The 18986-nt window shown below is 65.5% G+C and carries 23 protein-coding genes; 19 read left to right on the top strand and 4 right to left on the bottom strand.

The window, feature by feature from the left end; genetic code table 11:
* The first annotated feature begins 151 nt into the window (after window positions 1–151).
* The 3 genes from LJ760_RS14335 (at window position 152) to LJ760_RS14325 (ending at window position 2280) form a co-directional block, all read left to right on the top strand.
* The gene (locus LJ760_RS14335; RefSeq protein ID WP_269436593.1) at window positions 152–829 is read left to right on the top strand and encodes a bacterial proteasome activator family protein; all 678 of its coding nucleotides are present in this window, start codon (window positions 152–154) and stop codon (window positions 827–829) included.
* Between the two features lie 7 nt (window positions 830–836).
* The gene (locus LJ760_RS14330; RefSeq protein ID WP_227923894.1) at window positions 837–1313 is read left to right on the top strand and encodes a hypothetical protein; all 477 of its coding nucleotides are present in this window, start codon (window positions 837–839) and stop codon (window positions 1311–1313) included.
* Between the two features lie 130 nt (window positions 1314–1443).
* Complete coding sequence (locus tag LJ760_RS14325) at window positions 1444–2280, top strand: aldo/keto reductase (protein ID WP_227923891.1); 837 nt, start codon at window positions 1444–1446, stop codon at window positions 2278–2280.
* Between the two features lie 63 nt (window positions 2281–2343).
* Here LJ760_RS14325 and LJ760_RS14320 read toward each other — a convergent pair whose 3' ends face one another.
* From LJ760_RS14320 to LJ760_RS14305, 4 genes are read right to left on the bottom strand one after another with little or no spacing between them, the layout of a single operon-like run.
* On the bottom strand, window positions 2344–2736 hold the full coding sequence (locus tag LJ760_RS14320) for a flagellar assembly protein FliW (protein ID WP_227923889.1): 393 nt from the start codon (window positions 2734–2736) through the stop codon (window positions 2344–2346).
* Window positions 2733–3620 carry a flagellar hook-associated protein FlgL gene (gene flgL, locus LJ760_RS17520; RefSeq protein WP_227923888.1) on the bottom strand — a complete coding sequence of 296 codons (888 nt, stop codon included), beginning with the start codon at window positions 3618–3620 and terminating at the stop codon, window positions 2733–2735. The genes LJ760_RS14320 and flgL overlap by 4 nt, the downstream gene beginning before the upstream one ends.
* 3 nt (window positions 3621–3623) lie before the next feature.
* Window positions 3624–5024 (bottom strand): flagellar hook-associated protein FlgK, encoded by a 1401-nt coding sequence (gene flgK / locus LJ760_RS14310; protein ID WP_227923887.1) that lies wholly within the window; start codon window positions 5022–5024, stop codon window positions 3624–3626.
* Between the two features lie 19 nt (window positions 5025–5043).
* Window positions 5044–5529: a flagellar protein FlgN gene (locus tag LJ760_RS14305; protein WP_227923886.1), complete on the bottom strand. Its 486-nt coding sequence runs from the start codon at window positions 5527–5529 to the stop codon at window positions 5044–5046.
* Window positions 5530–5833: 304 nt separating this feature from the next.
* On the opposite strand from LJ760_RS14305, the gene LJ760_RS14300 reads away from it, so the two are divergent.
* The 16 genes from LJ760_RS14300 (at window position 5834) to LJ760_RS14225 (ending at window position 18967) form a co-directional block, all read left to right on the top strand.
* Entirely contained in the window at window positions 5834–6682 is an 849-nt protein-coding gene (locus tag LJ760_RS14300; RefSeq protein ID WP_231709541.1) for a sigma-70 family RNA polymerase sigma factor, read from the top strand.
* Between the two features lie 135 nt (window positions 6683–6817).
* On the top strand, window positions 6818–7666 hold the full coding sequence (locus LJ760_RS14295) for a flagellin N-terminal helical domain-containing protein (RefSeq protein WP_227923882.1): 849 nt from the start codon (window positions 6818–6820) through the stop codon (window positions 7664–7666).
* A 217-nt stretch (window positions 7667–7883) separates the two neighbouring features.
* Entirely contained in the window at window positions 7884–9218 is a 1335-nt protein-coding gene (gene fliD / locus LJ760_RS14290) for a flagellar filament capping protein FliD (protein ID WP_227923880.1), read from the top strand.
* A 2-nt stretch (window positions 9219–9220) separates the two neighbouring features.
* Window positions 9221–9658: a flagellar export chaperone FliS gene (gene fliS, locus LJ760_RS14285; RefSeq protein ID WP_331460729.1), complete on the top strand. Its 438-nt coding sequence runs from the start codon at window positions 9221–9223 to the stop codon at window positions 9656–9658.
* Window positions 9648–9992 carry a hypothetical protein gene (locus tag LJ760_RS14280; protein ID WP_227923873.1) on the top strand — a complete coding sequence of 115 codons (345 nt, stop codon included), beginning with the start codon at window positions 9648–9650 and terminating at the stop codon, window positions 9990–9992. Before fliS ends, LJ760_RS14280 begins: the two co-directional genes overlap by 11 nt.
* Window positions 9993–10177: 185 nt before the next feature.
* Window positions 10178–10519, top strand: coding sequence for a flagellar basal body rod protein FlgB (locus tag LJ760_RS14275; protein ID WP_227923871.1), 342 nt, complete (start codon window positions 10178–10180; stop codon window positions 10517–10519).
* Window positions 10519–10911, top strand: a complete 393-nt coding sequence (flgC, locus tag LJ760_RS14270; RefSeq protein ID WP_227923870.1) for a flagellar basal body rod protein FlgC — start codon at window positions 10519–10521, stop codon at window positions 10909–10911. The genes LJ760_RS14275 and flgC overlap by 1 nt, the downstream gene beginning before the upstream one ends.
* Entirely contained in the window at window positions 10911–11216 is a 306-nt protein-coding gene (gene fliE, locus LJ760_RS14265) for a flagellar hook-basal body complex protein FliE (protein ID WP_227923869.1), read from the top strand. The genes flgC and fliE overlap by 1 nt, the downstream gene beginning before the upstream one ends.
* Window positions 11217–11227: 11 nt before the next feature.
* Entirely contained in the window at window positions 11228–12811 is a 1584-nt protein-coding gene (gene fliF / locus LJ760_RS14260; protein ID WP_308036455.1) for a flagellar basal-body MS-ring/collar protein FliF, read from the top strand.
* Entirely contained in the window at window positions 12808–13911 is a 1104-nt protein-coding gene (fliG, locus tag LJ760_RS14255) for a flagellar motor switch protein FliG (RefSeq protein ID WP_227923867.1), read from the top strand. Before fliF ends, fliG begins: the two co-directional genes overlap by 4 nt.
* Window positions 13901–14512 carry a FliH/SctL family protein gene (locus tag LJ760_RS14250; protein WP_227923865.1) on the top strand — a complete coding sequence of 204 codons (612 nt, stop codon included), beginning with the start codon at window positions 13901–13903 and terminating at the stop codon, window positions 14510–14512. The genes fliG and LJ760_RS14250 overlap by 11 nt, the downstream gene beginning before the upstream one ends.
* On the top strand, window positions 14509–15840 hold the full coding sequence (locus LJ760_RS14245; RefSeq protein ID WP_227923863.1) for a FliI/YscN family ATPase: 1332 nt from the start codon (window positions 14509–14511) through the stop codon (window positions 15838–15840). The genes LJ760_RS14250 and LJ760_RS14245 overlap by 4 nt, the downstream gene beginning before the upstream one ends.
* Entirely contained in the window at window positions 15840–16271 is a 432-nt protein-coding gene (locus LJ760_RS14240; RefSeq protein WP_227923861.1) for a flagellar FliJ family protein, read from the top strand. Before LJ760_RS14245 ends, LJ760_RS14240 begins: the two co-directional genes overlap by 1 nt.
* Window positions 16271–16942 (top strand): C40 family peptidase, encoded by a 672-nt coding sequence (locus LJ760_RS14235; RefSeq protein WP_227923858.1) that lies wholly within the window; start codon window positions 16271–16273, stop codon window positions 16940–16942. The genes LJ760_RS14240 and LJ760_RS14235 overlap by 1 nt, the downstream gene beginning before the upstream one ends.
* Window positions 16939–18492, top strand: a complete 1554-nt coding sequence (locus tag LJ760_RS14230) for a flagellar hook-length control protein FliK (protein ID WP_227923856.1) — start codon at window positions 16939–16941, stop codon at window positions 18490–18492. Before LJ760_RS14235 ends, LJ760_RS14230 begins: the two co-directional genes overlap by 4 nt.
* A 13-nt stretch (window positions 18493–18505) precedes the next feature.
* Window positions 18506–18967 carry a flagellar hook assembly protein FlgD gene (locus tag LJ760_RS14225; protein WP_227923854.1) on the top strand — a complete coding sequence of 154 codons (462 nt, stop codon included), beginning with the start codon at window positions 18506–18508 and terminating at the stop codon, window positions 18965–18967.
* Window positions 18968–18986 lie beyond the last annotated feature (19 nt).

The raw sequence follows: 18986 nt of genomic DNA, 5'->3' as shown, positions 1-18986 counted from the left end.
CGGTGCCGCCGTCGTTGTTTGGCTTTGTTGCTTTCGCTTGGGCGCCTGGGCCCAGCCTGCCGAACCGGAGGGAACGCCAAAACCGGAGGACGGAACCGGAAAACCGCCCGCCCGCGGGGCAACCGCCGCCAACCGTGAGAGCATTAATGCCATGACTGAACAGAACGGATCCTCCGAGCGCCGCGACGCGGCTCCGGGTGCTCCTGTTGGGCAGAAGTCAGAACAGACACCGGCCGACGATGGCACGGCCCGCGCCGCTGCGCCCGCCGGTGACGCCGGAGCGGTGAACCACTCCGGGGACAGCCGGGAGGCGCCCGGGCACGGCAAAGGCAAGACCGGACCGGCGAAGCTCAACGAACTGGTGGATGAACCGGCAAAGGTCATGCGGATCGGCACCATGATCAAGCAGCTGCTGGAAGAAGTCCGCAACGCACCGCTGGACGATGCGGCGCGCAACCGGCTGGCGGAGATCCATTCCCGGTCCTTGAAGGAACTCGAGGACGGGCTGGCCCCGGAACTCGTGAACGAGCTGCACCGGATCAACCTGCCGTTCATGGATGATTCCACCCCCACCGACGCGGAGCTGAGGATTGCGCAGGCCCAGCTGGTGGGATGGCTCGAAGGGTTGTTCCGCGGCATCCAGACGGCCATTGCCGCGCAGCAGACCGCCAGCCACGCGGCCGGGCGCCTCCAGCTGCGCCAGCTGCCGCCCGGGACCATACTGGCGCCGGGTGTTGTTATCGGAGATGATGGGGAACCGCACCGTGCTGCCCAGATGCCCGGCAGCCCGCGGCAGGAACCGCAATCGGGCCCCGGCCAGTACTTGTAGGACATTGATGGTACTTTTTGCAGCCGCCCGGCAGGGGCGGAAAGACGACGCGGAGCTCGGCAAGGGTGTCTGGCGCCGGGCGCATGACCGCTTTACGCGGGGCCTGGACCGCTACTACCAGATGCTCGAGGGCGTGGAGGATGACGCGATCTACAACGAGCTGGTGACCGTGGCCAATGAGCTCGCAGGGTTGCTGCCGCGCGTCCGGGAGGTGTGTGCCGCTGCCCAACTGCAGCTGCCCAGTACCGGACAGAACATTCCCGGAGCGTTGACCGCAGTACACCGGGCGCTGTCCCGCAGCGGCAATTCCCTCGCTGCCGCCGCCGAAGCCGCCGCCATGTCGCGGCTCGAAGGGGAGCGCTGGGGGATCGCGTCCGCCGGCCTGGACAATGTGCGGCGCCGCGCGGAACTCGTCCAGGAGGACGTGGTTGAAGCCGAACGCGCGCTGCTCAGCGCCCGGGAAACCGGGATTTCCCGAAAGTAGGAATCGGCTTTCCCGAAATACCGGCAAACCCCGCAAAAGAAACTTGGCTAAACCGGGAATACATGACGTCGGGTTTTCGCGGTGAGCTTATCCGCTTTGTCCTGCCCGGCATCAGGGCAAGGATGAGGGGATGACTACATCACCGGTACTGACTTTCAATGACGGCAACACCATCCCCCAGCTCGGCTACGGCGTGTGGCAGGTTGAGGACGAGGTTGCCGAAAAGGTAGTGGGACAGGCATTCGAGGTTGGTTACCGCCACATCGACACGGCCAAGATCTACGGCAACGAAGCCGGCGTCGGCCGCGCCATCGCCGCCACCTCCGTCCCCCGCGAGGACATGTTCATCACCACGAAGGTGTGGAACGCGGACCAGGGCTACGAAGAAACCCTTAATGCCTTCGACGCCTCCATGGAGCGTCTCGGCCTGGAAACCCTCGACCTTTACCTGATCCACTGGCTGCAGCCGAAGCAGAACAAGTACGTGGACACCTGGAAGGCGCTGGTCGAGCTGCAGAAGCAGGGACGTGTGAAGTCCATCGGCGTCTGCAACTTCACCAAGGAAGCCCTGCAGGAAATCATCGACGCCACCGGCGTTGTCCCGGTCCTGAACCAGGTGGAAACCCACCCGTACCTGAACCAGGCGGACCTGCGTGCCTTCGAGGCGGAGCACAACATCCTGCACGAGTCCTGGTCCCCGCTGGGCTCCGGCAAGGGCCTGCTCGAGGATCCCAAGCTCGTTGAGATCGCCGCGAAGTACGACGGCGCCACCCCGGCCCAGGTCGTCATCGCCTGGCACCTGGCGCTGGGCAGCATTGTCATCCCCAAGTCCGTCACGGAATCCCGTATCCGGGAAAACTGGGAAGCACTGAACCTCAAGCTGAGTGACGAAGACATCGAGGCCATCAACGCGCTCGACAACGGCACCCGCTACGGCGCGGATCCGGCCACGGCCGACTTCGCCTAAGCCTTCCGCTTAAGTACAAAAGGCGCACGTTCCACGGAACGTGCGCCTTTTTGTGTTGGAAACCTATGCGGCGACCGGCTCCAAGGGAGCACGGACCGGCCAGTCCTGGCCTTCAAGGATCACCTGGGCACAGCTGCCCGTGGACAGGTTGACCACGATAGGCGCCAGCAGGTTCACGGTGGTCCCGCCTACCGTCGGATTGGCCACCACCAGCACGGCGGCGTCCTCGGGAGTCACCAGTTCCAGCTGATGACGCTGTTCGTCGGTGATTTCCGGGTGGTAGTCCGGAAGATAGACGGAGGCGTCCAGGACGTAGAGGCGCCTGCTGCCGCCGTCGGCGCTGCCGGCCGCGGTCATGGCGAACAAGCCGGCCGCGCCGTCGATCTCTTCGAGGTCGAAGTGCACCTCCGGGGCCAGCCCGGGAGGAGGAGTCAGGAACGTCAGGCCGGTGCTCATCGCAGGAAGTCCATGAGCGTCGGCTGAAGTGCCTTGGCCGTCACGGCAAGGGCCGACTGATAGGCGACTTCCTGCAGTTTCATGTCCAGGATGACCTTTGCCGTGTCCAGGTCCTCGATCCCCGAGCGGCGGGTTTCCAGGCTGATGGATTTCTCGGCCAGGTTGTCCTTGGCATTGATTGTGGCAGCATGCCGGACGCCGAGCGCGGAATGTTCCATGAGGACGGTGTCGGCCGCCGCGTCAACCTTCGTCAGGTAGCCGCTGACGTCGTTGTTCGCTTCCAGGTCCGCCACGAGGTTGTCCATCATCCGAAAGACCGAGTTGTCTCCCTTGCCGAAAACGGCTTCACCGTCGGTGTCCACGCGCATCTGGGTACTGCTGTCCAGCCGGCGGGTGGTGGGGGTTCCGCTACCGCTGTAGGTGTAGGAACCGCCCGTTTCGGTGAACGCCTTGCCGGTGTCCGAGGTGCCCGCGAAGACCGTGCGGCCAAGGTGGGTGGTGTTGGCCTCGCGCAGCAGGTCCGACTTCAGGCCGGAAAGTTCCGTGGCGATGGCCTTGCGGTCGGTCGGCGAAAGGGTGCCGTTGGCAGCGTTCAGCGTGAGGTCCTTGACCCGCCGCAGGATGTCAGTGGTGTTGGTCAGCGCATTGTCGGTGACGGTAAGCCAGCCCTCCGCGTCGCTCACGTTGGATGTGTACTGCACGTTGGCCCGGATTTCCGACCGAACCTTCAGTGCATTGGCGGTCCCCGTGGGGTCGTCGGACGGGCGGGCAATAGCAGTGGAGGAGGCGACCTGCTCCTGCAGCTTGGCCATCCGGGACATGCTGGCCTGCAGGTTCTGCTGGGCCGTGCGGGCCATGGTCTGGTTCGTGGTGCGGCTGATCACGGGTTACCTTCCAACAATTCCGGTGCGGTTAATGAGGGTGTCAAGCATTTCGTCAATGGCGCTCATGACGCGGGAAGCACCCTGGTAGGCGTGCTGGTACATCAGCAGGTTCACGTTTTCTTCGTCCAGGTCCACCGAGGCGTTGGAAAGCTGAAGATCCACCGCGGAGGAGGACGCCACGTCGGCCAGCGTGGCCTGCTGCAGTTCAGCGCGGCTCTGCGACGCGGTGGCCGTGACGAAGGCGCTCCAGACCTTGTCCGCGGACCCGGCCTTGGAACCCAGCTGGGCAATCTGGTCGGCAATGCCGCCGTCGAGTGTTCCCGAGCCCGGGCGGCCGGAGGCAATGCCGGAGGCATCGGTCGGCACGGTCGCCAGGGTGGTTGCAGCCGGGGTGCCCACGCTGAAGAAATCTCCGCCGGCGATGCCGGCCGTGGTTGCGCCTTGACGGTGCAGCTCGTTGACGCTGGAAGCCAGCGAGGCGGCAACCTCGTTGTAGGAAGCTGCGGCCTGCGCGAAGACGCCGCCGTTGCCGGCCGAGGCGAGGAGTGACGTGGCGCCGGCAATTTCGCCCTTGCCAATGCCTGCCGAGCCGGGCCGGTCCGTCCAGCCCACTACGGGTTCCTGCGCATCGTCCATGGTCTTTCCGCCGGTGACCTGGAGGGAACGGGCATTCGTGCCGGACACCAGTGCATTGCCGTCGATGAGGACATCCACCATGCCGTCGGAGGATTCCCGCACCGTGGCGCCGCTAAGCGCTGCGATGGTGGTGGCCAGGGCATTGCGCTGGTCAACGAGTTCATTCGCCGACGCGCCGGAGGCAAGCGTGGAGCGGATGGCCCCGTTAAGGCTGGCCAGCTGCTTTGCGCTGGAATTCAGCTCAGTGACCATGTCATTGAGCCCGCTGCGGGTGCTGTTCCACTGGTCCCGGACCGCGTTGTAGCCGTTGGCGATCTGTCCTGCGGCGGTGCTGGCCGCGCTGAGCAGTACCGCAGCGGCAGTGTTGTCCGAGGGATTGTGGGAAATGCCGTCCCAGGCGGCGGAGAAGTTCTGCAGTGCCGTGGAGAGGCCGTTCTTGCCCGGCTCGTTGAACCCGTCCTCCAGCTCGATCAGCGCGTTGGCGCGGACGGCGGAATAGCCGGCAACGGCGGCGGTGCTGCGTACCCGCGTGTCCAGCTGTTGGCTGCCCAGCCGGGCAATGGAATCCACTGATACGCCCTGGCCTACCCCGGTAGGGGCGGCGAACCTGCCGGCGGGCGCGAGGGAGGGAACCGCGGAAGTATTCAGGCGCTGCCGCGTGTAGCCGGCCACGTTGGCGTTGGCCACGTTCTGGCCGACGACGTCGAGGCCCTTGCGGGCGGCGGTGAGGCCGGTGTACGCCGTGTTCAGGCCGCTGAAGGTACTCATTCTCTAGGGGTCCTTAACGTCAAATGCTCTGGTCAACCAGCCGGGCGGCTGAGGTGGGGGCGGCCGAGGTGCCGGACGCCGTGTAGGTGTTCGCTTCCGGGCTTAGCCCCGCGAGCGTTTCCTGGGCCGAGCGTGCCGCAGTGCGCAGGAACTGTTCGTTGATATCGCGCAGTTCGCGGATCTTCACGGTCAGCTCGGTCATGGCCTGGAGGTGTGCGTTGAAGATTTCCGTCCACGGACCGGGAGGAGCTGCGGCTACCAGCTCACGCAGCGTGGCGTTTTCGGAGGTGCCCCATTCGACGGCGAGTCCGGCAACGGCAACAGCCCGGCCGAGATCGGCTCCGCGGAGGCGCTCGAGGACCTGTTCAACCTCGCGCGTGGCGTGAGTCAGCCATTTGGTTTTTCCGGAGGTGAGCAGCAGTTGTTCTTCTTCGAGCTTGAACACAAGAAGTTCCAACAACTCGCGCTCTTCCCATAGAAGGGCCGAGAGTTTCTGGGTACCCATGCTTTGCTCACCTCCTAGGTGGTGCACTGAATGTCTCTAAAGCGGAATAAGACGTCTGATTTCAGGCCCCAACCTGCGGCAAAAGTCTTTGGTTTGGCGTCCGCATTCCAATACGTCCGCCACAAATCACTATCGGCCGGTTCATCTTCAATGTTAGTGGTATGTTTCAGCTAAAGCGCTTAAGCGTGGATTCACCAGCGGTCTCAGCCACTGACCACGAAGCAGGCGTAACTGCTCGCAGTATGGGGACAGTTGGGGAACAAGGGCTTGGGGGTCCACATTGAATCGCGCCGAACGTAATGCCATGGTGGTGGAAAATCTGCCATTGGTTGGTTATCTCGTATCCGAAGTCTGCGCCAAGGCCACGCACCTCTCGCGTGACGACCTGGCCTCAGCCGGATCCATCGCCCTTATAACATCCGCAGATTCGTTCGACCCGGACCTGGGTGTTCCCTTTGGAGCCTATGCCCGCCGCCGCATCGTCGGCGCCTTTGCGGATGAAATGCGTTCCAATGACTGGGCCACGCGATCCGCCCGCCGGCGGATCAAGGAAACCCTCGCGGTGAAGGAAACCCTCACCGGCGCTCTGGGCCGCACTCCCAATGTGGACGAGATCGCCTCCGCCTTGGGCGTGGACCGCACTGTGGCAGAGGATGCACTGTCGGATGCTTCCCGCACAGTGTCCAGCCTGGACGAATCCGCAACGGATTTCCTGATCGCAGACATGCCGTCGCCCGAGGGTTCCCTCCTGGCCTCCGAGCGCTTGAAGTACCTGCAGGCCGCCGTCGCCGCCCTGCCGGAAAAGATGCGGTATGTAGTGGAGGAGATTTACTTCCACGACCGCACGGTCAAGGAAATAGCCGAAGAGCTCGGCAGCACCCACTCGGCCGTGTCCCAGCAGCGGGCCGAAGCGGTCCGCCTCCTTCGGGACGGCCTGGGCACGCATTACTCCGACGCCACTGCCGCACCGGAACTCCAGTCCCGGATCGCACCGGCACGCCGCAACGCCTATCTCACCTCAGTGGGAGAACGCACCGCCGGCGGCATCACCCGGCACCATCTGGCCCCGGCCCTTCCCGGCGCGCAGGCTTTTGTGCCCGGACTTACGGGTGTTCCGGGCCGCCCGGCAACTTTCAATCCGGCCGCTTCCTAGGCTTACCGCCGCACTTAAATCTTTTTTCGAATTCTTTTTCAGAACTGCTAACACCCGTCGGTGCTCCGCCGATAGCTATGGTTGCAGGCCCACGGAAGGGCCTGTTAGTACAGCCCACTCACGGAGGAATACATCATGGGTTTCACAATCAACACCAACGTTTCGTCGCTCAACGCCATGCGCAACCTGAACCTGAACCAGACGAACCAGGCCAAGTCGGTGGAGCGCCTCTCCAGCGGTATGCGCATCAACCGTGCGGCTGACGACGCTGCAGGCCTGGCCATCTCCGAAGGCCTGAAGAACCAGGTTTCCGGTCTGACGCAGGCCGGCCGCAACGCCCAGGACGGCATCAGCCTCATCCAGACCGCTGAAGGCGCCCTGACCGAGGTCCACAACATCCTGAACCGTATGCGTGACCTGACGGTTCAGGCTGCTAACGATACGAACAACGCTGAGTCCCGCGGTGCGATCAAGTCCGAGGTTGACGAACTGTCATCCGAACTGACCCGTATCAGCACCTCCACCAACTTCAACGGTATCCAGCTCCTGGGCCCCAGCGCGGCTACTCCGCCTGTAGCTAAGGCGGATACGCTGAAGATCCAGGTAGGTGCAGGCGCAGACGAGACCATCGAGATTACGCAGGCCGACGTCGCCGGCACGCTGACGACGCTCGCTGCGGGTCTGACCGCCCTCGACACTCAGGCGGGTGCTGCTACGGCGACTAAGGCACTGGATGTTGCCATCGCGGCCACTTCCGACCAGCGTGCAGACCTGGGTGCACAGCAGAACCGCCTGGAATCCGCATCACGCTCCATCGCGGTCTCCGTGGAGAACCTCTCCTCGGCCAACTCCCGCATCCGCGACACGGACATGGCAGCGGAAATGGGTAACTTCACCAAGTCCCAGATCCTCTCCCAGGCCGCTACCGCAATGCTGGCCCAGGCCAACCAGATGAACTCCGGCGTTATGTCGCTCCTGCAGTAGTAGCAGCGCCTGACCAGATTCATCAGCAGTAACCGCAGAACCGGCAGGTGAATGGCCGCTGGCGGCGGGGAAACATGACTTGGACCTCACGCTTCCCGCCGCCAGCCCATTCCCTGCCTTCTGTTTGTCACCGCAGGACATGTAGCCCCCAGCAGGACCCAGCAGAACCCCGCAAGACATCAGCAGGACACGGCAGGACTTCTCAAGGAGCATTTTCATGGCGCTAGGCATTGACGGGCTGATCAGCGGCATCGACACCACCGCCATGATTGCGGACCTGATGAAGATCGAAGCCCGCCCGCAAAAGCTTCTGAAGGACAAGGTCGAGTCCAACAAGCTGTTCGTCACGGCGCTGCAGAACCTCAACACCAAAATTGCTTCCCTGACCGAGGCGGCCGGGAAGATCGCCAAGGCAGGCGGCACGGACCGCTACGCCGCCGTTACCGGGTCCACCACCGTCACCGCAGCCGTCAAGGACGGGGCAGCCGCCGGATCGCTGGATATCACCGTCAATAAGCTGGCCACCGCGCAGGTTTCCCTTTCCAGTGCCATGGCGGCATGGCCTAACGGCGACGCGCTCTCCATCTCCGCCAACGGAACCATCACCGAGCTGGACACGGCAGGCAAGAGCCTGGACCAAGTCATCAGCACCGTCAACAAAGCCAACCTGGGCGTCACCGCCGTCAAGATCGCTGCCGGCAGCGTGGACGGCGTCGCCCAGTACCGGATGCAGTTCAGTGCCTCCGCCACGGGCTCGGCCGGCGCCTTTACCGTCTCGCAGAACGGCACGGACCTTGGTGCCATCCGCGCCGGTCAGGACGCCGAGGTCACCCTGTGGGCCGGGGTGGCCGGAGCCGAAACGAAGATCACCTCCGCCACCAACACCTTCGCGGACCTGATGCCCGGCGTGGACATCACCGTGTCCGCCGTGTCTGCTGATCCGGTCGCCGTAACCGTCAGCCGGGATACCAAGGCGATCTCCGACGTCGCAGCTTCTCTGGTCGCCGCTCTGACGGATGTCTTTGGCTACATGGACCGGAACTCCGCCGTCTCGATTGATACCTCCGACGGTGTCACCAAAACCACCGGCGGGGTGTTCACCGGGGATTCAGCCACCCGCTCCCTGAAGCAGTCCATCGTGGGCGCCGCAACCGGCTCGCTGGACGGACGTTCGACGTCGGACATCGGCATTACGCTCACCAAGTACGGCACCGTGGAGTTCGACGCCGACAAGTTCGCCGCTGCCCTCGCCGCGGATCCGGAAAAGACGCAGGCTTCGCTCCAGGCAATTGCCGCCCGCGTCGAGGCCGTAGGCAAGACAGCCTCCGATAAGTACGACGGCTCCATCACCAAACGGATCCAGAGCCAGGAATCCACGGTGAAGTCCCTCAACAGCCAGGTCGAGCAGTGGGACCGCCGGCTGGCTTCGCGGGAATCCACCCTGAAGCTCGTCTGGACCAACCTTGAAGTCAAACTGGGCTCCCTCAACAGCCAGATGGACTGGCTCACCGGCCAGCTCGACTCCCTCACCGCCTCCTCGAGTAAGAAGTGACCGTGAACTACTCAATGGCAGCCAAGCGGGCCGAATATGCACGCAATGCCGTGCTCTCGGCCTCGCCTGCCCGGCTCCTGACCATGCTGTACGACCGGCTGCTGCTGGACCTTGTCCGGGCCGAAACCGCGCAGCAGAATGCCGAGTGGCCGGTGGCTTCGGAGAACCTGCTCCATGCCCAGGCCATTATCACCGAGCTGCTGGGCACGCTGAAGACCGATGTGTGGGAGGGTGGGGAAAGCCTGCATGCCCTGTACACGTACTCGCTTTCCACCCTCATGAACGCGAACATCGGCCGGGACGCAAAGCTGACCCGGGAATGCATCGACCTGCTCGAACCGATCCGCCTGGCCTGGCATGAAGCGGCGGCACAGCTCCCCGCTGCCGGTGCAACACCTGCAGCCGCCGGCACACCGGGAGGGGTTCTCGGTGTCGGCTGAATCGGCAGAACCCTACCGCGGCCCGGAGGAACTGGCCAACCTCGCGCTCTGGGAATTCGTCCTCACGCAGCTCGAAGACAACCTGGAGTCCTTCCTCGAAGGACAGTCCCTCACGGAACAGGCCCGCGAGGTGGCGGCCGACTGGGAACCTCCGGCGGACCTCGGCCCGCTCCCCGAGGAGCTCGTTACCCGTGCCCGGATGCTGTCCAAGGCACAGACCCGGGCATACGCCCAGCTGCGCAGTGAGTCGCGGACCAACCGGAAACAGTCCCTGCTGATCCGCAGTGTCCCCGGCCCCGCGGCGTCGGCCGTTTATCTCGAAGTTGACGGCTAAAAGCAGCGAAATCGGAAGACTGCTTACTTTTCCTATACCGCATACTTGCAAAAATCCAAAAGAATTACTTGATTACCGCTTACCTACTCGTTAATTCGGCCGATAACCATTAACGAGCACGGATAGCTCACGAAAGAGGCCACGGATCGGCCGCACTGTCCCTTTAGCGAGAACTGGGTTTCACTGTGTTCGATTCCGTCTCCTCCATTGCGCTGCAAAGCGCCCTGGACGGTCTTGCCCTCCGTCAGCGGACCATCGCAAACAATATTGCGAATGTGAATACCCCCGGCTACCAGGCCCAGCGCGTCACTTTCGAGGACGCCCTCGCTAAATCGGTGAAAGCCGGTAATGGAGCAGTCGCCGCCACCACCTCGCGTTCCCTTGAACCCACCCGCCTGGACGGCAGCAACGTCAACCTGGACACCGAAACACTGTCCAATATCGACACCGTGCTGCGCTACCAGTTCGCCACCCAAGCCGTTGGCGGAGAAGCCAATTCCCTCCGCACGGCATTGAGGACCAACTAATGACTTTCGATGCCATCGGCATTGCCGCAACCGGACTCACCACTCACCGCAAGTGGCTGGACGCTGTTTCCGACAACCTGGCCAACGCCAACAATGTCTCCAGCACCGACGGTGCTGCTTTCCAGGCCCGCTACGTCGTAGCCCAGGAAGGCCGGGAAGGCAGCGGAGTCCACGTCACAGGCGTGGAGTACGGCGACGCCGAAGGCCGGATGGTCTACCAGCCGGACCACGCCCTCGCCGACGCCGAAGGCTACGTCCGGTACCCGGACATTGACCTGTCGGAACAAATGGGCAACCTGATCCTTGCCCAGCGCGGCTATGAAGCGAATGCCGCCGTGGTTGACCGTGCCAAGAGCACATACGAAGCAGCACTGCAGATTGGACGCTCCTAATGCCCGTTCCCGCCATCGCCGCAGTCAGCAGCACCACGCCGACGGGATACGTGGAAGCCGTAAAGCCCGCCGTCTCCACTGACGGTTCCTCCTTTGCCACGCAGCTCACCGGAGCCGTGGACAACGTCACCGAACTGCAGTCCACGTCCAAGACACTCGCCGTGCAGGCCGTGACCGGCGACCTTGATGACATCCACGCAGCTACCATCGCGTCCACCCGGGCCTCCGTCACCCTCGAACTTGTCGCCGCAGTGCGGAACAAGGGTGTTGACGCGTTCAACGAGATCATGCGGATGCAGGCCTGATGCCCGGACCCATGAGCGCGATGACCGGCCGGCTGGGCAAGACGGTAGGCCAATTCACCCTGGCGCAGAAGACCATCGCCATTATCGGTATTGCCGTGGTGGCCCTCGGCATTGCGCTGCTTGCCTCCTGGCTGACCAAACCGGCCTACACCCCGCTGTTCTCCGGCCTGGAGGCCACGGATGCCAACAGCATCGTGGAACAGCTCAAGACCGACGGCGTTCCCTACGAGGTTGCCAACGGCGGCGGCACCATCATGGTGCCGGAGGAATTCGTGTACGACCAGCGGCTCAAGGCCGCAGGTGCCGGCCTGCCGTCCGAATCCAGCGGCGGCTACTCGCTGCTGGACGAAATGGGAGTCACCTCCTCGGAATTCCAGCAGTCCGTAACCTACAAGCGGGCCCTGGAAGGCGAGATCGCCAAGACCGTAGGTGCCATCGACGGCGTGAAGAACGCCTCCGTGCAGCTGGCCATCCCCGAAGACACCGTGTTTGTGTCTGAAAAGGCCGATCCCACCGCCTCCGTATTCGTGGAAACGCAGAACGGGACCACGCTCAGCTCGGACCAGGTTTCCGCCATTGTGCACCTGACCTCAGCCTCGGTTGACGGTATGCAGTCCACCGACGTCGCCGTTATCGATGCCACCGGCACCGTGCTTTCCGCGGTCGGCACCGGCACTACCGGTTCGGCCGACAAGCAGGCCACCGATTACGAGGAGCGGGTCACCGCCTCCGTGCAGACCATGCTGGACCGCGTTGTGGGTCCCGGCAACGCCACCGTAGCCGTCGCCGCCGACATGAACTATGAGTCCGCCAACCGGGTGGAGGAATCCTTCACCGCACCCCAGGACACTCCGGCCCTGAACGAAGCCACCAGCACCGAGGAATACACCGGCGGTGCCAACGGCAGCGCCGCGGGCATCCTGGGTCCGGACAACATTGCGGTGCCCAACGGAGGAAACGACGACGGCGCCTTCCGTTCCGAAACGAGCACCAAGAACAACGCGGTGAACAAGGTGACCGAAACCCGGGACATCCCGGCCGGTTCCCTGAACCGCCAGACGATCTCCGTGGCGCTGAATACCAATGCGGCCGCCGGATTGAACGTGGCAGACCTGGAAGCCCTGGTCGCCACCGCCGCCGGCATCAACGCCGAGCGCGGTGACGAGATCACGGTCGAAATGGTCTCCTTCAACGCGGACGGCGCCACCAGCGCGCAGGACGCCCTGGCCGAGGCACAGGCAGAAGAAGAAGCCGAACGCCGCGCAGAGATGCTCCAGATGGGAATCATCGTGGCCGGCATCGTCCTGGTGGTCATCCTGGCCCTGGTCGCTTACGCCATGCGCTCCCGCCGGCAGAACCGCGAAGCCATCGACATTGGAGAACTGCCGGAGCTGGATCCGCTGGCACCGGCCGCGGGCCTCACCATGCTGAGCGAACCCGCCCCGCTGGTTTCCACGGACACGGCCTCGATGCAGATTGTCGCTGCTGCCGTGGACCAGGACCGCAAGCGGGCCGAACTCGACGCCCTGGCAGCACAGGACCCGGTCCGCACCGCTGACTACCTGCGCAACCTCATGGAGGACACCCGAGCATGACCGACGTTGCCACTGCCCCGGCCGGACTGCCCTTTGCCGTCGCCTCGAACGGGTCCTCCCTTGCCCTGCACAGCGCCGGGCCGGCTTCGGGATCGGGCGAACTGACCGGCACCCAGAAGGCTGCCATCATCTTGATGCAGCTGGAAACCTCCCGGGCCGCGGTGGTTATGCAGCAGTTCACCGAGGCCGAGGCGCAGGCCATCGCGGCGGAGATTGTCCGGCTTCGCCGGGTTGACTCTTCCGTGGCCGAGGAAGCCATCAACGAGTTCTACGAGATGACCATTGAGGGTCGCCGCCGCGCCCATGGCGGCCGCGACGTCGCCATGGGACTGCTCGAAGCGTCCTTCGGTGTTGAGCGTGCCTCCGGCGTGATGGAACGCCTGGCCTCCTCGATGGCGGGCAAGTCCTTCGAATTCCTCGAAACCGCCGAGCCCAACCAGGTGATTTCGCTGCTGGACGGTGAGCTGCCGCAGACCATTGCGCTGGTCCTGGCGCATATGCGTCCCCAGCGCGCTTCAGCCGTGCTGACCGGCCTGAGCGCGGAGCTGCGCACCGACGTCGCGCAGGCCATTGCCACCATGGCCCGCGCTACCCCGGAAGCCGTGCGCGTGGTCGCCGAAACGCTGCGGGCACGCGCCTCGGCGCTGGGTGCCGCCCGCGAGGCAACCGACGCAATCGGCGGCGTGCAGCCGCTGGTGGAAATCATCAACCGCTCCGACGCAGTCACCGAACGGGCGCTGCTCGAGGCGCTTGAGGAACGCGATCCGGAGCTGGCGGAAGAAGTCCGCTCCCGGATGCTTACCTTCGCCGACCTGGTCAAGCTCGAACGCCGGGACGTGCAGCTTGTGCTGCGCGGCATCGATGTGGGCACCCTGGCCCTGGCCATGAAGGGCGCCACCGAGGCGGTGCTGGACGCCATCCGCACCAACGTCTCCGAACGCAACCGCGAACTGCTCGACGACGAAATCAAGGTTTCCGGTCCCGCCCGCCTCTCGCAGGTGGAAGAAGCACGCGCCAACATTGTCCGGGCCATCCGCGAAATGGAAGCCCAGGGCATCATCGAGGTGCATCACGCGGACGAGGAAGAATATGTCTACTGACCAGCAGATGTTCTCCCGCCTGGTCTACACCTCCCTCGGCGCCACGGACGAAGCACAGCTCAACGCCCAGGTGGAAGCCCGCGGCCACGCCGCCGGTTACGCCGCCGGCCTGCGGGCCGCCGCAGCGGACACCGATCTGCTGCGCCGCACCCTGCGGGAGCAGTACGACGACGAAATGCGCCGCGGCCAGGAACGCATCAACCGGAGCCTTTCCGCGCTCAACTCCGCTGTCTTCAGCCTCGAAGGCCGCACCGTCGCCCTGATCACCGACGTCCAGGACGCGCTGGCCGCCGCAGCCATCGACCTGGCCGAAGCGCTGCTGGGCCGGGAACTCGCTTCCGGCGACACCTCCGCCCGCTCAGCGCTGGCCCGTGCCCTGGAAGGCGTGGACACTGACCTGGTGCAGCGCGTCCGCATGCATCCGGTGGACCTCGCGTCCCTGGATGAAGACACGCTGCGCCGCGCCCGGGTGGAGTTCGTGGGCGACGCCGGCCTACGGCGGGGCGACGCCGTCACCGAGTTCCCGGACGGCTACCTGGACGCCTCGCTGAGTTCCGCCGTCGAGCGTGCCCGCGCGGCACTGCTGGGGGAGGACTCATGACCGTCACCACGTGGCGCCCCCGCGCCGACCGTTTCACGGCAGCCCTGCGCTCCGCAGCACCGCAGCGCATTGGCCGGGTATCCTCCGTCCTGGGGCTGAGCATTGAAATTGCCGGCCTCGACTGCGGCGTAGGCGAGCTGGTGTCCATCGGGCACCCCGGGTCCGAGGTGGACGCCGAAGTGGTGGCAGCCACCCGTGACGGCATCCGCTGCATGCCCTTCGGTCGGATCACCGGCCTGACCGCCGGAACTCCGGCACGCTCGAAAGGCACACCGCTGCTGGTCCCTACCGGCACCGGGCTGTTCGGCCGGGTGCTGGACGGCCTGGGCCGCCCCATCGACGGCAAGGGTCCGCTGCAGGTCGAGGCCTTTGTGCCGCTGGACCACGAAACCCCGTCCGCCATGCTGCGCACCCGGATCAATACCCCGCTGCAGCTCGGCGTCCGGGCAATGGACACCCTCACCACCGTGGGGCGCGGCCAGCGCATGGGCCTGTTCGCCGGCTCCGGCGTCGGCAAGTCCTCCCTGCTGTCCATGATTGCCCGCGGCACGGACGCGGAAGTGTCCGTGATCGCCCTGGTAGGGGAGCGCGGCCGTGAAGTCCGCGAGTTCCTCGAAGACGACCTGGGCGCCGAGGGCCTGGCGCGGTCCATCGTGGTGGTCTCGACGTCGGACGAACCTGCGCTCATGCGCCTGCGTGCCGCGTTTGTGGCCACCCGGATTGCCGAATCCTTCCGCGACCGGGGCGCCGACGTCATGCTCATGATGGATTCCCTGACCCGCGTGGCCATGGCCCAGCGTGAAATCGGGCTATCAGTAGGCGAACCGCCGGCCACCCGCGGTTACCCGCCCTCCACCTTCTCCCTGCTCGCGCAGCTGCTCGAACGAGCCGGTACGGGCGAACGGGGTTCCGTCACCGGCATGTATACCGTGCTCGTGGACGGCGATGACCACAACGAGCCCATTGCCGACAGCGCCCGCTCTATCCTCGACGGACACGTGGTCCTGGACCGCAAGCTCGCCGTCTCCGGCCACTTCCCGTCAATTGACGCCCTGGCTTCCATTTCCCGCGTTGCCTCCCGCGTAAACCCGCGGGAACGCAGCGATGCTGCGTCAACGCTGCGCCGGGTGATGGCTGCGCGGAAGGCTGCGCAGGACCTGCTCGACGTCGGCGCCTACCAGCGCGGCTCCAATCCCTTGGTGGACGCGGCAGTGGACAACCAGGACGCCATCAACGCGTTCCTGCAGCAGCGCATGGATGAACAGACCCCGGCGGAGACCGCTTGGGCGCAGCTGCACAATCTCACCCGGATGCTGGGGGTGTCCTGATGTCCCGTGCCTTCCCCCTGGCCGGACTGCTGCGGCTGCGCCAGCTGCAGCAGGACCGCGCCGCAGGCGAACTCGCGGCGGCCAACGTCCGCATGCGGGAAATCCGCGAAGCACGTGCCGAGGCCTACAACTCCCTCGAAGCCTCCCACAGCGAGGCGGTGGATGCGGCAACCATGAACGCGATTGCGGCGGCCCGCGCCTCCTCGCGCAGCATGCTCGCGGATCTGAACGCGTTGGGCACGCGGCATGCCGCGGAAGTGGAAGCGGCACGCGCCGAATTCTCCTCCGCACGCGCCCGCTCCGTGGGCCTGGAAAAGCTTGAAGGCAAGTTCGCCGAGGCAGAAGCCGCCGAGGACCTGCGCACCGAACAAACCATCTTGGACGAACTCGCCGGCTCCGCCTGGCACCGCCGGAAGAAGGAAGCCAACTAATGAGCATGACGGACGCCTTGGGGCGGATCGACGAAATCCGAAGCACGCTGAGCCAGCTCTCCGGAACAACAGCCGCAAAGGCGGCCGCTGCCACTTCCACGGCCACAGCGGCCGGGTCCGATGCGGAGTTCGCTTCCACTCTGTCCGCGCTGACTTCCGCGGCGTCGGCGGGAACGGACACCGGCACATCCGGCGGCGCGGCAGCGGACGGCAAAGTGCTCGACGCCGTCCAGAAATACCTGGGCCTGCCCTACATCTGGGGCGGCAACGATCCAGCGCAGGGTCTGGATTGTTCTTCCTTCGTGCAGAACGTCTACAAGGATCTCGGCTTCACCCTTCCGCGCGTCACCTGGGACCAGATGAACTCGGGGACCGAGGTCGCTTCCATGGCCGACGCACAGCCCGGGGACCTGCTCTTCAGCCACGACGGCGGACACGTTGCCATCTACCTGGGCAACGGAAAGGCAGTGGACGCGCCGCAGCCGGGCCAGACCATCGCCATCCGCGATGCATGGGAAACCGACGCCAACCTGACCACTATCCGCCGCATCCTGCCGACGGAATCCGCCGGTGCCGCCGGTAGTGCCGGCGCTGCCGGTGCCGCCGGTCTCTCCGACCTGGTGGCTTCCGCCCGCGCCGCGCAGGCGGCCATGATGGGAACGGCAGCATGAGCGTCTCCGCCGGCATGCCGCGCACGGCCGCCCCCGCTGCTTCCCCCCGGACCGCTGTCCAGGGGTCCGCCTCCGCCGGCGTTGGTGCAGACCAGTTCGGGTCCACGTTTGAGGATGCCCTTGCCGCCTCGAACCGGGCCGCATCCAGCCGCGACGCTGGACGCGACGTCAGCCGCGACGCCGGGAAAGCTGCTGCCCGCGACGCCGGGAAAGCTGCTCCAATGCCGGAACAAAAGGCTGGCGGACAGGCTGCCGCGACAGCCCCTGCAGACTTTGCCGGTACGTCCACTGCAGTCGAGGGCGCCGCGGCTTCCCCGTTGCAGCCTGCGTCCGTAATGCCCGCGCCCGGATCATCGGTGCAGCCCCCGGTTCCCGCTCCGGCAACGGCTTTTGCCGGTTTTGCGGGTGCATCCCTGCCGGCAGCAGTCTCAACCGGTGCCGGGTCCAGCGATTCCGAAGTTGTTGACGGCGTTCCCGTCGGGGGAGCCGCACCGGGTGCGGCGGGCACGGCCGCCACGGCGGTCGCCTCCACCCCGGGCAGCGTCATGGCCGCGGCTACTGCGGGCGCCGCCGCCGTCGTCACCACCGGGGCGGCAGCAACAGCAGCTCCGCGGAACACGGCCGATGCCGGTACCCCGAAGCCGTCTGCCGTCACCACCTCAGGTGCGGCCAGCGCGGCCACCGGAGGAAGTCCTTTGCCGGGCACCGCAGCCACGGCAGCCACGGCAACGTCACCGGCAAACGCCGTCACCGCAGGCACCGCAGGCACCGCAGGCACCGCAGGCACCGTTCAAGCCGATGCCGCCGCCTCGGCGGCAGGACTTCCGGCAACCGGCGGCACCGCACCGGCGTCGAACGCGCCGGCCGGGGCAGCGAATCGCACAGTGGTTCCCGGCTCCGTGCCGGTCTTCGGTGCAGGCGCCGGAAACGCGGCGGCCCTGGCCTTCGCCGCCGCAATGCCCGCCGCCGGAACTGCCGATACTGCCGCTTCCGCCGCACCGGTTCCCGCGGGCGCAGCAGAATCCCCGGCTGTCGGGCCGGTTATGACACTGTCCCCGCTGCAGCCCCAGGCGGCTGTCTCCGGAGCGCCCGTCATGCCGGCGGCGTCGGCGGCCGCGCCCGTTGCAACCCCGCTGCTGCCCCAGGTGTCCCAGCCGCTGTTTTCCCTTGCAACGGCTACGCAGGGGGAGCATGTGATGACGCTGAGCATCACCCCGGACAACCTCGGACCGGTCACCGTTAGGGCCCATGTGGGTACGGAAGGCGTCCGGATCGAGCTATTCGCTCCGTCCGAGGCCGGCCGCGAAGCGCTGCGCACCCTCATGACGGACCTGCGCCGGGACCTTGCCGGCTCGGGCATGAACGCCAACCTTTCCCTCTCCGCCCAGGACGCCCCGGGCGAGGGTGCTGAACGCCGCGGGCACGGAACGGAACCGGGTTCTGCAACGCAGGACCGGGCCAACCCCGAGCAGACGCCGGCGGACCCGGCTCCACTCACTTACCGGCCGGGATTCCCCGCGTCGGCATCAACCATCGACTTCCTGGCCTAGAAGAGGAGACCACGTGCCCGTAGAAGGAGTAGCGGCCGCAGGCGGCATTACCGCCGGCGGAACCGCAGTCCGAGAGCCAAAGCAAACCATGGACAGCGAGGTCTTTATGCACCTGCTGGTCACCCAGCTGCGCAACCAGGACCCCAGTTCGCCCATGGACACCAACGAGATGATCTCCCAGACCACCCAGCTGGCGTCCATGGAACAGCTCACCGCCATGGCGAAGATGGACGAAGAGAATTTCTCCCTGCAGATGCGTATTGCCGCTGCTGCGCTCATCGGCCAGACCGTCACCTATACCAACGACGACGGTGTGTCCGTCACCGGAACCGCCAAATCGGTCTCCTACGCCGCCGGCGTCCCGACCGTCAACATCAACGGTGAGGATGTCCTGCTGGACCGAATCTCCGGCGTCGTCGACGGGGCAGCAGATCAAACCACCGACGCACCCAAAGCACCCGCAGCAACCGCATAACCCTCCCTCCCGGCACCAC

This window comes from Arthrobacter sp. zg-Y895 (genome assembly GCF_020731025.1).
GTDB lineage: Bacteria > Actinomycetota > Actinomycetes > Actinomycetales > Micrococcaceae > Arthrobacter_B.
This window is presented reverse-complemented; position numbering and strand designations above follow the sequence as displayed.

What these genes read in the sequence shown, in the direction of transcription:
- fliG (WP_227923867.1), top strand. Translation starts at nt 12,808, where the DNA reads ATGACCGACGTTGCCACTGCCCCGGCCGGACTGCCCTTTGCCGTCGCC.
- LJ760_RS14240 (WP_227923861.1), top strand. Translation starts at nt 15,840, where the DNA reads ATGTCCCGTGCCTTCCCCCTGGCCGGACTGCTGCGGCTGCGCCAGCTG.
- LJ760_RS14335 (WP_269436593.1), top strand. Translation starts at nt 152, where the DNA reads ATGACTGAACAGAACGGATCCTCCGAGCGCCGCGACGCGGCTCCGGGT.
- flgC (WP_227923870.1), top strand. Translation starts at nt 10,519, where the DNA reads ATGACTTTCGATGCCATCGGCATTGCCGCAACCGGACTCACCACTCAC.
- LJ760_RS14325 (WP_227923891.1), top strand. Translation starts at nt 1,444, where the DNA reads ATGACTACATCACCGGTACTGACTTTCAATGACGGCAACACCATCCCC.
- fliF (WP_308036455.1), top strand. Translation starts at nt 11,228, where the DNA reads ATGAGCGCGATGACCGGCCGGCTGGGCAAGACGGTAGGCCAATTCACC.
- fliD (WP_227923880.1), top strand. Translation starts at nt 7,884, where the DNA reads ATGGCGCTAGGCATTGACGGGCTGATCAGCGGCATCGACACCACCGCC.
- LJ760_RS14250 (WP_227923865.1), top strand. Translation starts at nt 13,901, where the DNA reads ATGTCTACTGACCAGCAGATGTTCTCCCGCCTGGTCTACACCTCCCTC.
- fliE (WP_227923869.1), top strand. Translation starts at nt 10,911, where the DNA reads ATGCCCGTTCCCGCCATCGCCGCAGTCAGCAGCACCACGCCGACGGGA.
- LJ760_RS14230 (WP_227923856.1), top strand. Translation starts at nt 16,939, where the DNA reads ATGAGCGTCTCCGCCGGCATGCCGCGCACGGCCGCCCCCGCTGCTTCC.
- LJ760_RS14330 (WP_227923894.1), top strand. Translation starts at nt 837, where the DNA reads ATGGTACTTTTTGCAGCCGCCCGGCAGGGGCGGAAAGACGACGCGGAG.
- LJ760_RS14245 (WP_227923863.1), top strand. Translation starts at nt 14,509, where the DNA reads ATGACCGTCACCACGTGGCGCCCCCGCGCCGACCGTTTCACGGCAGCC.
- LJ760_RS14305 (WP_227923886.1), bottom strand. Translation starts at nt 5,529, where the DNA reads ATGGGTACCCAGAAACTCTCGGCCCTTCTATGGGAAGAGCGCGAGTTG.
- flgK (WP_227923887.1), bottom strand. Translation starts at nt 5,024, where the DNA reads ATGAGTACCTTCAGCGGCCTGAACACGGCGTACACCGGCCTCACCGCC.
- LJ760_RS14235 (WP_227923858.1), top strand. Translation starts at nt 16,271, where the DNA reads ATGAGCATGACGGACGCCTTGGGGCGGATCGACGAAATCCGAAGCACG.
- LJ760_RS14320 (WP_227923889.1), bottom strand. Translation starts at nt 2,736, where the DNA reads ATGAGCACCGGCCTGACGTTCCTGACTCCTCCTCCCGGGCTGGCCCCG.
- LJ760_RS14300 (WP_231709541.1), top strand. Translation starts at nt 5,834, where the DNA reads ATGGTGGTGGAAAATCTGCCATTGGTTGGTTATCTCGTATCCGAAGTC.
- LJ760_RS14295 (WP_227923882.1), top strand. Translation starts at nt 6,818, where the DNA reads ATGGGTTTCACAATCAACACCAACGTTTCGTCGCTCAACGCCATGCGC.